We start from the raw sequence: 12,826 nt of genomic DNA on the forward strand, positions 1-12,826 counted from the left end.
TCCCCATGCTGATCCTGACCTGCCCCTGTTGCGGCGTGGCCGCTGACGAGACCGAGCTGGCGCCCGGCGGCGAGGCGCACCTGAAGCGTTTCGGGCCCGGATCGTCCGAGGACGCGTTCGAGGGCTACCTGTTCCTGCGCCAGAACCCTCGCGGTGTGCATTTCGAGCGCTGGCGCCATGCCTATGGCTGCGGCAAGTGGTTCCACGCCGCCCGCTCGACCACCACGATGGAAGTGTTCGGCACCTATTCGGCACAAGTGACCGAACCGCCGCCCGAGATCACCGCGAAGATCGCCGCAGCCGGAAAGCCAACCGCATGACCACACGCCTTGCAACCGGCGGACGCCTCCTTGACCGGGGCCGTTCGGTGTCCTTCACGTTCAACGGCAAGCGCCTGAGCGGGGTCGAGGGCGACACGCTTGCCTCGGCGCTTCTGGCCAATGGCCAGATGCTGATGGGCCGGTCGTTCAAGTATCACCGCCCGCGCGGCGTCGTCGCTTCGGGCGCGGAGGAACCGAATGCGCTGATGAACCTCGGCTCGGGCGGGCGGTTCGAGCCGAACCAGCGCGCGACCACGCAAGAGCTGTTCGACGGGCTGGAAGCGGCGAGCCAGAACCATTGGCCGAGCCTCGAATTCGACATTGGCGCGGTGAACAGCCACGTCAGCCGCTTCCTGCCCGCAGGCTTCTACTACAAGACCTTCATGGCGCCGCGTCCCGCGTGGAAACATGTGTTCGAGCCGTTCATCCGCCAGTCTGCCGGTCTGGGACGCGCGCCCAAGGAGCGCGACGCGGATGTCTATGAACACGCCTACCTGCATGTCGACGTTCTGGTCGTCGGCGGCGGCGTCGCCGGGCTGACCGCAGCCCGCGCGGGGGGATTGTCGGGCGCGTCGGTGCTGCTGGTGGAACAGACCGGCCATTGGGGCGGCCGCGCGCCCGTCGACGGGGCCGAAATTGACGGGCAGGGCGCCGAGGACTGGATCGCGTCTGCCGTGACCGAGCTAGAGGCGATGCCCAACGTCCGCTTGCAGACCCGCACGATGGGAGCAGGGGTCTACGATCACGGCTATGCGCTGGTCTACGAGCGGCTGACCGATCACCTGTCCGACAAGACCGGCCCGCGCCACCGCCTGTGGAAGATCCGCGCGCGCCACATCGTGACGGCGACCGGCGCCATCGAGCGCCCGCTGTCCTTTGCCGCGAACGATCTGCCGGGGGTCATGCTGGCCTCTGCCGTGCGCGACTACGTGGTGAATTACGGCGTGTCGCCGGGCGACCGCACCGTGGTTGTCACGAACAACGACGACGCTTACCGCACGGCGCTTGCGCTGAAGGAGGCCGGGCTGGAGGTTCCTGCGATCCTCGACGCTCGCCTAGAGGCGACCGGCGCGCTGCCCGAAGCCGCGCGCGCGGCAGGCATCCGCGTGCTCACGGGGCGCGGCATCGCCAAGGTCAAGGGCCGCCGCGCCGTCGAAGGCGTGGCGATCTGCGCGCAGGCGGGCGAGGGCGCCGTTCTGGAGGAGATCAAGTGTGACGCTGTCGCCATGTCGGGCGGCTGGTCGCCGGTCGTGCACCTGTGGTCGCATTGCGGCGGCAAGCTGAACTGGGATGATGCGGGCGCATTCTTTCGCCCCGACCCGTCCCGCGCGCCCACCGGCGCCGACGGCACGGCCTTTGTCACCGTGGCAGGCACCGCGAATGGTCATCTGCTGACCGCCGAGGCCATCGCCGACGCCCATGAAGCGGGCAAGGCGGCGGCAAAGGCTGCGGGCCACACCGCCACGCGCAAGGCTGCGCCCAAGGCCACCTCAGAAGTCGAGGCGCCGATGGCGCCGGTCTGGATGATGCCGCAGGGCGCGGGGGCAGCGCTGCGCCAGAAGATGTGGCTCGACTACCAGAACGACGTGAAGGTGTCGGACGTCCAGCTTGCCGCGCGTGAAGGGTTCGAGAGTGTCGAGCATACCAAGCGCTACACCACGCTCGGCATGGCGACGGATCAGGGCAAGCTGAGCAATATCAATGGTCTGGCGATCCTTGCGGGCAGCCTGAACGCCGCGATCCCGCAGGTCGGTACCACCACCTTCCGCCCGCCCTATACCCCCATTTCGATGGGCGCGATCGCGGGCGAGGCGCGGGGCGAGCTGTTCCAGCCGCTGCGCCGCACGCCGCTGCACGACTGGCACGAGGCGAACGGCGCGGTGTGGGAACCTGTCGGCGCATGGCGCCGTCCCTATACCTACCGCAAGCCAGGCGAGGCGACCGAGGACGCGGTCGCGCGCGAGATCACCGCGACACGGGCCAGCCTTGGCCTTCTCGATGCCTCGACGCTGGGCAAGATCCTTGTCAAAGGCCCCGACGCGGGCCGCTTCCTCGACATGCTCTACACCAACATGATGTCGTCGCTGGCGATCGGGAAATGCCGCTATGGCCTGATGTGCTCGGAAAACGGGTTCCTGATGGACGACGGCGTGGTCGCGCGGCTGTCGGATGACGCTTTTCTCTGCCACACGACCACCGGCGGCGCGGACCGTATCCATGCGCACATGGAAGAATGGCTGCAAACCGAGTGGTGGGACTGGAAGGTCTACACCGCGAACCTGACCGAGCAATACGCGCAGATCGCCGTCGTCGGCCCGAATGCGCGCAAGGTGCTGGATAAGCTTGGCGGCATGGACGTTTCCAAAGAGACGCTGCCGTTCATGGCCTGGGCTGATGGCGCGCTTGCGGGCCATGCCGTACGGGTGTTCCGCATCTCGTTCTCGGGCGAGTTGTCGTTCGAGGTCGCGGTGAAGGCGAACGAGGGCCGCGCGCTGTGGGACAAGCTCTTGGACGCGGGCGCCGAGTTCGGCGCGACGCCCTATGGCACCGAGGGGCTGCATGTCCTGCGCGCGGAAAAGGGCTTCATCATGATCGGCGACGAGACCGACGGCACGGTGATCCCGCAGGACCTGGGCCTTGGCTGGGCGATCTCGAAGAAAAAGGACGACTACATCGGCAAGCGGGCGCAAGAGCGCAGCCACATGACCGATCCCGCACGGTGGAAGCTGGTGGGGCTGGAAACCGTCGACGGCACCGTCCTGCCCGACGGCGCCTATGCGGTGGGCGATGGGGTCAACGAGAACGGCCAGCGCGTCACGCAAGGGCGCGTCACATCGACCTACTATTCGCCGACGCTGGCGCGCGGCATCGCCATGGGGCTGGTGCTGGACGGGCCGGACCGGATGGGCGAGGTGATCGACTTCGCCTCGCTCGACGGCACCGGCACCGTGGTGAAGACGAAGATCGTCGATCCGGTGTTCTTCGACAAGGCAGGGGAGAAGCAGAATGTCTGACGCGGTTTCGGTGCTGCTGGGCGCGCGGGTGGACGGCCCCGTCACGGTCGAGGATGCGGGCCTGTGCGGCATGATCGTCCTGCGCGGGGATCTGTCGTCGCCAGCGTTCAAGGCGGCCTGCACGGAAATCCTGGGCGCCGGGGTTCCCGAGGCTCTTGGCAGCACCGTCGCCGGGGACCGCGCGGTTCTGTGGATGTCCACCGACGAGGTGCTGGTCCTTGCGCCCTTTGCCGAGGCTTCTGCGTTGACCGCAAGCCTCGCCGAGGCGCTGGAGGGAACGCACCACCTGGTCGCCGATGTTTCGGACGCCCGCGCGGTGCTGCGGCTGACCGGGGGCGCCTTGCGCGAGACGCTGGCGCGGCTGACGCCCGCCGATGTCGCGCCCGCTAGCTTCCCGCCGGGCATGGTGCGCCGCACCCGGCTGGCGCAATCAGCCGCCGCGATCCGCATGGTTTCGGACAACGAGGCAGAGGTCTACTGCTTCCGCTCGGTCGCGCGCTATGTGATGGATATCCTTGCCAATGCCGCGCAGGGACGCCCGCTCGGGCTGTTCTGAACGCGCCATCAGGCGGTGCGGAATGGATCGGCGACGGAACAGGCGGGCGGGCACTTTCGTTCCCCTATCGCTTGACGCCATGCCGCGCGGCACTCAGGTATGGCGCATCCGATTTCAAGAAACCCGTAGGAGGGGCACCCATGGCTTTTGAACTTCCCGATCTCCCGTATGCACATGACGCGCTGGCCGATCTTGGCATGTCGAAGGAGACGCTCGAATATCACCACGACATCCACCACAAGGCCTATGTAGACAACGGCAACAAGGCGATCGCCGGGACCGAGTGGGACGGCAAGTCGGTCGAGGAGATCATCAAGGGCACCTATGATCCCTCGAAGGTCGCGCAGAACGGCATCTTCAACAACGCCTCGCAGTTCTGGAACCACAACCAGTTCTGGGAAATGATGGCCCCCGGCGAAAAGAAGATGCCGGGCGAAGTTGAATCGGCGCTGAACGACGCCTTCGGATCGGTCGACAAGTTCAAGGAAGAATTCGCCGCCGCCGGTGCGGGCCAGTTCGGTTCGGGCTGGGCCTGGCTCGTCAAGGACACCGACGGCAGCCTCAAGGTCACCAAGACCGAGAACGGCGTGAACCCGCTTTGCTTTGGCCAGACCGCGCTTTTGGGCTGCGACGTGTGGGAGCATTCCTACTACATCGACTTCCGCAACAAACGCCCCGCTTACATCCAGAACTTCCTCGACAATCTGGTGAACTGGGAAAACGTCGCCGCGCGCATGTGATCGCAGCGGACCCGTCTGACTGTAGCGGCCCGGGCATTAGCCCGGGCCGCTTTCGTTTCAAGCGGCTTCAACGGTGTGTCAGAGCCGCTCACGCCTGCGTGAGGCGGTGAAACCCATGTACTCCCCGATGCGTGAGTTCGCGTGAGGGCCGCAACGATCGGTCCCGCTGACATGAGATCAACGGAGGACTTCACGATGAAGAAGACGCTTATCGCCACCGCCGCAATCCTCGGCACCGCCGGTTTCGCGACCGCCCAGATGGCCGAGAACCCGACGGTCGGCGGCGCGCCGATGATGGCAGACATGACCATCGCACAGAACGCATCGAACGCCCCGAACCTGACCACGCTGGTCGCCGCCGTTGGCGCCGCAGGCCTTGTTGACACCCTGAACAGCGCCGGTCCGTTCACGGTCTTCGCCCCCACGAACGATGCCTTCGGCCGCATTTCCGAGGCGTCGCTGCAGACCCTTCTGCAGCCTGAGTACAAGGGCCAGTTGACCGAGATCCTGACCTGCCACGTCGTCGCCGCCGAGGCGTTCGCAAGCACCATCACCGGCATGATCGCCGACAGCGGCGGTGTGCACCCCGTCGAGACGGTCGGCGGCTGCACCCTCGACGCCTATGTCGAAGGCGGTGAGGTCAAGCTGCGCGACGAGAATGGTCGTGTCGCGACCGTGACCATCGCCGATGTCGATCAGTCGAACGGCGTCGTGCACGTCATCGACCGCGTGCTGCTGCCCGCCGGTCAGGCAGGCTGACGTCGAGCAGTTACCAGGTTCCTGACGAGTGACTGGTTAACGATTCACTGTATCGAGTGTGGGCCGCCCTTCTGGGCGGCCCGTTTCGTATGCGGTCCTGCCGCAACGGCATCCCGGAACTGCCCTTCGCCGCCTCGCGTTTTCCCTGCAGACACGCAAAGGAGATCCCCATGGCCGAGCGCAAGCGATCCAAGGACGGACATCAGGAAACCCGCGATATCCTGGGCGAACAGCCTGACGTGGACATCGATCAGGCGGGGCGCGCGGGCGGTGCACCTGCCCGCAATGTCGCCACCGCCGACGAGAAGAAGCGCGCGGTGAAGGACCCGGCGGGAAAGACCCGCGTCACCAAGTCGCTGGAACGCGGGCAGGAGGACGAGTGATGTCCGAGCGGCTTGATACCGGCACCTGGGTGCTTGTCGCCGATGGCGAGAAGGCGCTGTTTCTGGAAAACATCGGCGACGGACAGGACCCGCATCTTGTCGTGCGCCGCGAGGAAGAACAGGACAACCCGTCCGATGCCGCGCAGTCGGCAAACAGGCCGGGGCGCTTCAATGACGGACCGTCGACACATCGCTCTGCGGTGCAGGACACCGACTGGCAACAGCTTGCCAAGGACAGGTTCGCCGACGATCTGGCGGACCGGCTCTACAAGATGGCGCACAAGGGGCGCTTCAAGCGGCTCGTCATCGTCGCGGCGCCCAAGGTGCTGGGCGAGATGCGCAGCCACCTGCACAAGGAGGTCGCGGGCAGCATCATCGGCGAGGTTCCGAAGACGCTGACCAACCACCCGCTCGACGAGATCGAGGCGGTGGTCAAGGACGCGCTTCACAACGCAGGCTAGAAGCGGCGGACCGGGGGCCGTGCCTTGCGGCTTTCGGTTTGCGGTCCGCCAGCCGTCGGCGCATGGTCGCGCCGACCAGACGACAGGGCAGGGCGACATGACAGACGCGGGCAAGGGCGTTCTTGCGATGGTGGGCGCGTGCTGCGTCTGGGGCCTTGCGCCGATCTACTACAAGCTGCTTGCGCATGTGCCGCCGCTGGAATTGCTGTCGCACCGCACGCTCTGGTCGCTGATCTTCTTCGGCGGAGTGCTGGGCGTGCAGGGCCGGATCGGGCTGGTGCCGAAACTGGTGCTCAGCCGTCAGGTCTGGGCTGTGGCCTTGGCGGCATTCTTCATCTCGATCAACTGGCTTCTGTTCATTCTGGCGGTGCAGACCGAACGCGCGCTGCAAGCCTCGCTTGGATATTACATCTATCCGCTCGTCGCCGTGCTGATGGGGGTCGTCCTGTTCCAGGAGCGGCTGAGCCGGGGCCAAGCGGTTGCCGTGGGGCTGGCTGCTGCCGCCGTCCTGACCCTGATCGTGGGGCTTGGTGCGGCGCCCTGGATCGCGCTTGCGCTGGCCGCAAGCTTTGGCACCTACGGTGTCGTCAAGAAGCGGCTGGACGTGGGGCCGGTCGTTTCCGTCACCACCGAGGTGGTGATCCTGGCGCCGCTTGCCATCTTCTGGCTGTGGGGCGTGCACGTCATGGGCTGGACCGGCTTTGTCGGGCGCAATCTTGGCGTGTTCGGAAGTGATCTTCGCGACAGTGCGCTTCTGGCGCTGTCAGGCCCGCTGACCGCGACGCCGCTGATCCTGTTTTCCTACGCCAGCCGCCGCGTGGCGATGAAGACCATCGGCCTGGTGCAGTACCTGAACCCGACGCTGCAGTTCCTTGTCGCAACGCTGATCTTCACGGAAACCTTCACGCTGTGGCACGGTCTGGCCTTCGGAATGATCTGGACCGCGCTGGCTCTCTACAGCGCCGAGGCGTTCCGTCAGGACAGGGCGTCGCGTCGGCCTAGGCTTCATGTACCGCATGCCACCCAAGCCACCTCGCATAAGAACTGATCCCACGCCCCTCCGTGTCGCAGGTGTGGTCAAACCCAAAGTTGCGCATGCGCCACATTCTAGGTGGCAGATGCATACCAGAGAGCATGGCGGTTGCCCTTGCGGCATCCCTCATCCCAAGCTGAACTTCTTTAAGGCGCTAGTGAGGTTCCCCGTGATCAACCTTAAGTCTGCCGCCGTTGCCACAAGCGCGCTGCTTTTGGGAACTGCCGCATCGGCGGACAACAACTACTGGACGCTGCATGGGAGCTATGGGCCGTTCCTTGAAGCACACAGCTTCTTCGCGCCGAACTCGAACGCGGGTGGTCCGTTGAGTGGCACGGTGAACTATGACGATGCCTTCACCATCGGCGGTTCGATCGGTCGTTTCGTAACGCCCAATGTTCGCATTGGCGTCGAAATCAATTACTTCAGCCTTGATACGACGAGCATGGATGTCGTCTATCCGACGCCTCCACCCAATGACAATGTGCTGCTCGGCGGCAGTATCCGTGGGGCGTCAGCGTTTGTCGATGCAGCCTACGAGCATCGTTTCAACGACCGCTTTTCGGGGTTTGTTGAGGCAGGTGCCGGGGTGCTGACCCTTTCTGCGTCTAACATCCAGACCGGGCCGAATTTCAACGGGTTCATCGACGACAGCGCTACGGTCTTTGCGGGTAAGATCGGCGTCGGTACGATCTATCGTCTGAGCGAGCGGATCGAACTCTTGGCGAAGTATACGTACGTCAAGGGTGAGGACGCGAACATGAGATTCACCGCCCCGGGTGCTGGGATTCCCAGTGTCCCGTTCTCCATCGAGACTTCGGCGCACAACGTGCAGGTCGGCGTCAGGATGCGGTTCTGAACCCGTTCAGAGCGCGTCGCGCAGGGCGGCCTCAAGCGCCTCTACGTTGGGAACGACCGTGACGTAATCCAGAAGCGTGGCATCGGCGAAGCCCTGGTCCACGACATGTTGCACTAGCGACATGAGCGGCGCCCAGTAATCCGATGTGTTCAATAGGAAAATCGGCTTGGCGTGCAGCCTTAGCTGGCGCCATGTCAGCACCTCGAAGAACTCGTCCAGCGATCCCGCGCCGCCCGGTAGCACCACGATGGCGTCCGAGTTCATGTACATGACCTTCTTGCGCTCGTGCATGTTCTCGGTGACGACGAACCGCGACAGGTCGCGCTTGCCGACCTCCCATTCCAGCAGGTGCACCGGGATCACGCCGAACGTCTCGCCGCCTTCGGCCTGCGCCGCGCGCGCCACCGCGCCCATCAGGCCGACATCGCCCGCGCCGTAGACCAGCCTCCAGCCCGCGCGGGCCAGTTGCCGCCCCAGGGCCTCGGCGTCCGCGCGGTAGGCCGGATCGCCCCCCGTGCGTGAGCCGCAAAAGACACAGATCGACGGGGCAGTCGCGGACATGTCAAGTGCCTTTCACTATTCGCTTTTGACCCCTGATAGGGGGGTTGCTATGCTCGATCAAGCGCCCCCGGCCTTCGGGGCGCGCAATATGGAGTGGTAATGGCAATCTGGTCAGGGCTTGGTGTCAGCGGAACCGTCGCGGCGGGGGCGGCCATGAGCGTGGCCGTGGTGGTCGGCGGACTGGTCGGCATGCGGATGCTGCAGGAAAGCCAGACCGAGCCTCCGGTCGCCGCGCTCGAGATGCCCGAGACCGCCGCCACACCGGCGCCAGCGCCCGAGGCCCCGGCAGAAGCCGCGCCAGAAGCCGCGCCCGAACCGGTCCCTGAAACCACGCCGTCGCTGCCGTCCTTTGACATCGTGCGCTCTGACGCGCTCGGGGATACGCTGGTCGCGGGCCGTGCTGCGCCGGGGTCGAAGGTGGGTGTCCTGATCGACGGCCAGGAAGTGCACAGCGCGATGGCGGATCAGGGCGGCAACTTTGTCGCGATGTTCAACGTCGACGCCGCCGCGCAGCCGCGCGTGGTCACGCTGAACATGGACGCGGCGGGCATCAGCACTCCTTCGCGCAGCTCCGTCATCCTTGCGCCAAGCGCCGCGCAGGCGCCGCAGATCGCGGTCGCCGAGGCAGAGCCTTCGCCCGAAACGCCGCAGCCCGCCGAACGCATCGCGCTGGCCAACCCCGAGACCGGCATGGCACCGCCCGGCGCCCCCGACACCGCCGCCGCGACCAGCGACACACCGACCCGGCCCCAGATCGGCGGTCCCGGCCTTGCAGATAGGCCCGCGCCGCCCGAGACCGAGGCAACCGAGGTCGCCAGCGCCCCCGATGCCGTGCCTGCGTCGCCCGCCACCCCCGCCGCACCGGACGCAGGCGAGGCCGCCGCGCCGCCCACCGTCGATACCGCAAGCGCGCCGCAGGTTCTGCTGGCCGACGAGACCGGCATCCGCGTGCTGCAGTCCGGCGGAGACACCCCGCCCGTGGTCAGCACCGTCGCCATCGACACGATCAGCTACGATCCGCAAGGCGAGGTGTCGCTGGGCGGGCGCGGGGCCAGCGACGGCTTTGTGCGCGTCTACCTCGACAATCGCCCGATCCTGACCACCGCCATCGCCGCCGATGGCCAGTGGTCCGCCGACCTGCCCGACGTCGACACCGGCGTCTACACCCTGCGCGTCGACGAGGTGGACGGCGAGGGCAAGGTCACCAGCCGCGCCGAGACCCCGTTCAAGCGCGAGGAGCCCGAGGTTCTGGCCTCGCTCGCGCCGGAGCCACAGGCGCAGACGCCCGGGCCGAATGTCATCACCGTGCAGCCGGGCAACACGCTTTGGGGCATCGCCTCGGACCGCTACGGCGACGGCGTCCTTTATGTGCGCGTCTACGACGCCAACCGCGACCGCATCCGCGACCCCGACCTGATCTATCCGGGCCAGGTGTTCGAGGTGCCGGGCGGCTGATCGCACTGGTAACACCCCGCGCCAATGCCTAGCTTCCCCCCGAGCAGGGGAACGCCAGATGACAGACAGCACCGCAGCGGACGACGAACAGCGCATCGCCGCAGAAGAGCGCGCCAGCGGTCTGAACGTGATCCGGCGCGTGGCGCCCTATCTCTGGCCTGCGGACAAGCCTTGGGTAAAGCGCCGCGTCGTGCTGGCGCTGGTGTCGCTGGTGATCGCCAAGATCGTCGCCGTGGGCACGCCGTTTTTCTACAAGGCCGCCGTCGACGCGCTGTCGGGCGATGCTGCCGCCGATGCCGCCTGGACGCTTGGTGCGGGCGCGGTCGGCCTGACGGTCGCCTATGGCATGGCCCGCGCGATGAACGTCGGCTTTCAGCAGCTGCGTGACGTGATCTTTGCCCGCGTTGGCCAGCGGGCCCTGCGGCAGATCGCGCTTGAAACCTTCGAGCACATCCACCGCATGTCGATGCGCTATCACATCACCCGCAAGACCGGCGGGCTGAGCCGCATCATTGAACGCGGGGTGAAAGGCGTCGAGTTCCTCCTGCGGTTCCTTCTGTTCTCGATCGGGCCGCTGTTTCTGGAACTGTTGATGATCGGCGTCGTCCTCGCCGTGGTGTTCGACATCTGGTATCTGGTCGTCGTTCTTGGGACGATCGTCGTCTACGTCGTGTTTACCTTCAAGGTCACGGAATGGCGCGTGCGCATCCGCCGGGTGATGAACGAGCAGGACACAGACGCCAACCAGAAGGCCATCGACAGCCTGCTGAACTTCGAGACGGTCAAGTATTTCGGCGCCGAACGCCGCGAGGCCGACCGCTACGACGCCGCCATGGCCGGCTATGAGGAGGCGGCGGTGCGAACGTCGTATTCGCTGGCGGCTCTGAACTTCGGGCAATCGCTCATCATCACATCGGGCCTTGTTGCGGTGATGGTCATGGCTGCCGTGGGCGTGCAGTCCGGCGCGCTGACGGTCGGCGATTTCGTCATGGTCAACGCCTACATGATCCAGATCACCATGCCGCTGAACTTCCTCGGCACCGTCTACCGAGAGATCCGGCAGGCGCTGGTCGATATGGGGCAGATGTTCGATTTGTTGGGTCAGAAGCCCGATGTGTCGGATAAAGCCGATGCCAAAAGCCTGAATGTGACAAGCGGTGTGGTTGAATTCCAGGATATCCGCTTTGGCTATGACGCCGCGCGTCCGATCCTCAAGGGCGTGACCGTCACCGTCGGCGCGGGCGAGACGGTGGCGCTTGTCGGTCCGTCCGGGTCGGGCAAATCGACCATCGGGCGCTTGCTGTTCCGCTTCTATGACGTCAGCGGCGGCGCGGTGCTGATCGACGGGCAGGACTTGCGCGATGTCACGCAAGCGTCCCTGCATGCGCGCATCGGCGTCGTGCCGCAGGACACGGTCCTGTTCAACGACACGGTGTACTACAACATCGCCTATGGCCGCCCCGACGCCCTCCGCGGCGACGTGGAAGCGGCCGCCAGGGCTGCGAAAATACATGATTTCATCGCGTCTTTGCCCGAAGGCTACGAGACCCAGGTGGGCGAGCGCGGGCTCAAGCTCTCGGGCGGCGAGAAGCAACGCGTCGGCATCGCCCGTACGCTTCTCAAGAACCCGCCGATCCTGTTGCTAGACGAGGCCACCAGCGCGCTCGATTCCGAGACCGAGCGCGATATCCAGGACGAATTGAGAGCGATGAGCCGGGGCCGGTCGGTCATCACCATCGCGCACCGCCTGTCCACCATCGTCGATGCTGACAGGATCGTCGTGCTGGAAAACGGCGAGGTCGTCGAGGAAGGCCGCCACGAGGTCCTGCTGGCGCGCGGCGGTCGCTATGCCGCGATGTGGACACGCCAGATGGCGGAAGAGCAGGCCGCCTAGGCGGCGAGGTCCACCCAGACCGGGACGTGATCCGACGGCTTCTCGCGCCCGCGCACCTCGCGGTCGATGCCGCACCCCGTCATCAGGTCGGCAGCCTGGGGCGTCATCAGGATATGGTCGATGCGGATGCCATTGTTCCGCTCCCAGCTGTTGGCCTGATAATCCCAGAACGAATAGTGACCGGGCCCCAGGTGCCGCGCGCGAAAGGCATCGGTAAAGCCGAGGTTGACGATCTTGCGGAACGCCGCGCGCGTCTGCGGCAGGAACAGCGCATCCTCGGTCCAGGCGCCGGGACGGGCGGCATCCTCGGGCAGCGGGATGACGTTGTAGTCCCCCAGCATCAACGCGGTTTCCTCGTTCTCCAGCAAGGCCTTGGCGCGCGTTCTTAAACGCTCCATCCAGGCCAGCTTGTAGTCGTATTTCGGGCCCGGCGCGGGGTTGCCGTTCGGCAGATACAGCCCGCAAAGACGCACCGCCTGTGTGCCGACGACCGTGGCCTCGATCCAGCGCGCCTGCTCGTCGCCGTCGTCGCCCGGCAGGCCGCGCACCACGTCTTCGAGCGGCAGCTTCGACAGGATCGCGACGCCGTTGAAGGATTTCTGCCCGTGGGTCTCCACGTTATAGCCCATGTCCTCGAACAGATCGCGCGGGAAGCCTTCGTCGACTGACTTGATCTCCTGCAGGACGGCGACATCCGGTTGCGACTCTTCCAGCCACGCGGGCAGGGCATTGGCCCGCGCCTTGATGCCGTTGATGTTGAACGTCGCGATCTTCATCCGGGCCTCCGCACC

The 12,826-nt window shown here is 65.9% G+C and carries 13 protein-coding genes; 11 read left to right on the plus strand and 2 right to left on the minus strand.

Annotated features, from left to right (window positions below):
• Positions 1 to 5: 5 nt before the first annotated feature.
• The 9 genes from KTJ87_RS05730 (at position 6) to KTJ87_RS05770 (ending at position 8,125) form a co-directional block, all read left to right on the plus strand.
• Complete coding sequence (locus KTJ87_RS05730; RefSeq protein ID WP_267138141.1) at positions 6 to 320, plus strand: sarcosine oxidase subunit delta; 315 nt, start codon at positions 6 to 8, stop codon at positions 318 to 320.
• Positions 317 to 3,334 (plus strand): sarcosine oxidase subunit alpha family protein, encoded by a 3,018-nt coding sequence (locus tag KTJ87_RS05735; RefSeq protein ID WP_267138142.1) that lies wholly within the window; start codon positions 317 to 319, stop codon positions 3,332 to 3,334. Before KTJ87_RS05730 ends, KTJ87_RS05735 begins: the two co-directional genes overlap by 4 nt.
• Positions 3,327 to 3,890 (plus strand): sarcosine oxidase subunit gamma, encoded by a 564-nt coding sequence (locus tag KTJ87_RS05740; protein WP_267138143.1) that lies wholly within the window; start codon positions 3,327 to 3,329, stop codon positions 3,888 to 3,890. The genes KTJ87_RS05735 and KTJ87_RS05740 overlap by 8 nt, the downstream gene beginning before the upstream one ends.
• Positions 3,891 to 4,030: 140 nt before the next feature.
• Positions 4,031 to 4,630: a superoxide dismutase gene (locus tag KTJ87_RS05745; RefSeq protein WP_267138144.1), complete on the plus strand. Its 600-nt coding sequence runs from the start codon at positions 4,031 to 4,033 to the stop codon at positions 4,628 to 4,630.
• Between the two features lie 195 nt (positions 4,631 to 4,825).
• Complete coding sequence (locus tag KTJ87_RS05750) at positions 4,826 to 5,389, plus strand: fasciclin domain-containing protein (protein ID WP_267138145.1); 564 nt, start codon at positions 4,826 to 4,828, stop codon at positions 5,387 to 5,389.
• 170 nt (positions 5,390 to 5,559) lie between these two features.
• Complete coding sequence (locus KTJ87_RS05755) at positions 5,560 to 5,772, plus strand: hypothetical protein (protein ID WP_267138146.1); 213 nt, start codon at positions 5,560 to 5,562, stop codon at positions 5,770 to 5,772.
• Entirely contained in the window at positions 5,772 to 6,233 is a 462-nt protein-coding gene (locus KTJ87_RS05760) for a host attachment family protein (protein ID WP_267138147.1), read from the plus strand. Before KTJ87_RS05755 ends, KTJ87_RS05760 begins: the two co-directional genes overlap by 1 nt.
• 97 nt (positions 6,234 to 6,330) lie before the next feature.
• Positions 6,331 to 7,281, plus strand: coding sequence for an EamA family transporter RarD (gene rarD, locus KTJ87_RS05765; RefSeq protein ID WP_267138148.1), 951 nt, complete (start codon positions 6,331 to 6,333; stop codon positions 7,279 to 7,281).
• Positions 7,282 to 7,435: 154 nt separating this feature from the next.
• Positions 7,436 to 8,125, plus strand: coding sequence for an outer membrane protein (locus tag KTJ87_RS05770; RefSeq protein WP_267138149.1), 690 nt, complete (start codon positions 7,436 to 7,438; stop codon positions 8,123 to 8,125).
• Positions 8,126 to 8,131: 6 nt separating this feature from the next.
• Here the strand turns inward: KTJ87_RS05770 and KTJ87_RS05775 are convergent, their stop codons facing one another.
• On the minus strand, positions 8,132 to 8,686 hold the full coding sequence (locus KTJ87_RS05775) for an LOG family protein (protein WP_267138150.1): 555 nt from the start codon (positions 8,684 to 8,686) through the stop codon (positions 8,132 to 8,134).
• A 99-nt stretch (positions 8,687 to 8,785) separates the two neighbouring features.
• Between KTJ87_RS05775 and KTJ87_RS05780 the strand changes: the two genes are divergently transcribed.
• Together KTJ87_RS05780 and KTJ87_RS05785 are read left to right on the plus strand one after the other, a co-directional pair.
• Complete coding sequence (locus tag KTJ87_RS05780; RefSeq protein ID WP_267138151.1) at positions 8,786 to 10,141, plus strand: LysM peptidoglycan-binding domain-containing protein; 1,356 nt, start codon at positions 8,786 to 8,788, stop codon at positions 10,139 to 10,141.
• Positions 10,142 to 10,199: 58 nt separating this feature from the next.
• On the plus strand, positions 10,200 to 12,035 hold the full coding sequence (locus KTJ87_RS05785; protein ID WP_267138152.1) for an ABCB family ABC transporter ATP-binding protein/permease: 1,836 nt from the start codon (positions 10,200 to 10,202) through the stop codon (positions 12,033 to 12,035).
• On the opposite strand, the gene xth is transcribed toward KTJ87_RS05785, so the two are convergent.
• Positions 12,032 to 12,811, minus strand: coding sequence for an exodeoxyribonuclease III (xth, locus tag KTJ87_RS05790; RefSeq protein WP_267138153.1), 780 nt, complete (start codon positions 12,809 to 12,811; stop codon positions 12,032 to 12,034). The genes KTJ87_RS05785 and xth overlap by 4 nt on opposite strands.
• Positions 12,812 to 12,826 lie beyond the last annotated feature (15 nt).

The organism is Anianabacter salinae (genome assembly GCF_019061145.1).
Taxonomy (GTDB): Bacteria; Pseudomonadota; Alphaproteobacteria; order Rhodobacterales; family Rhodobacteraceae; genus Anianibacter; species Anianibacter salinarum.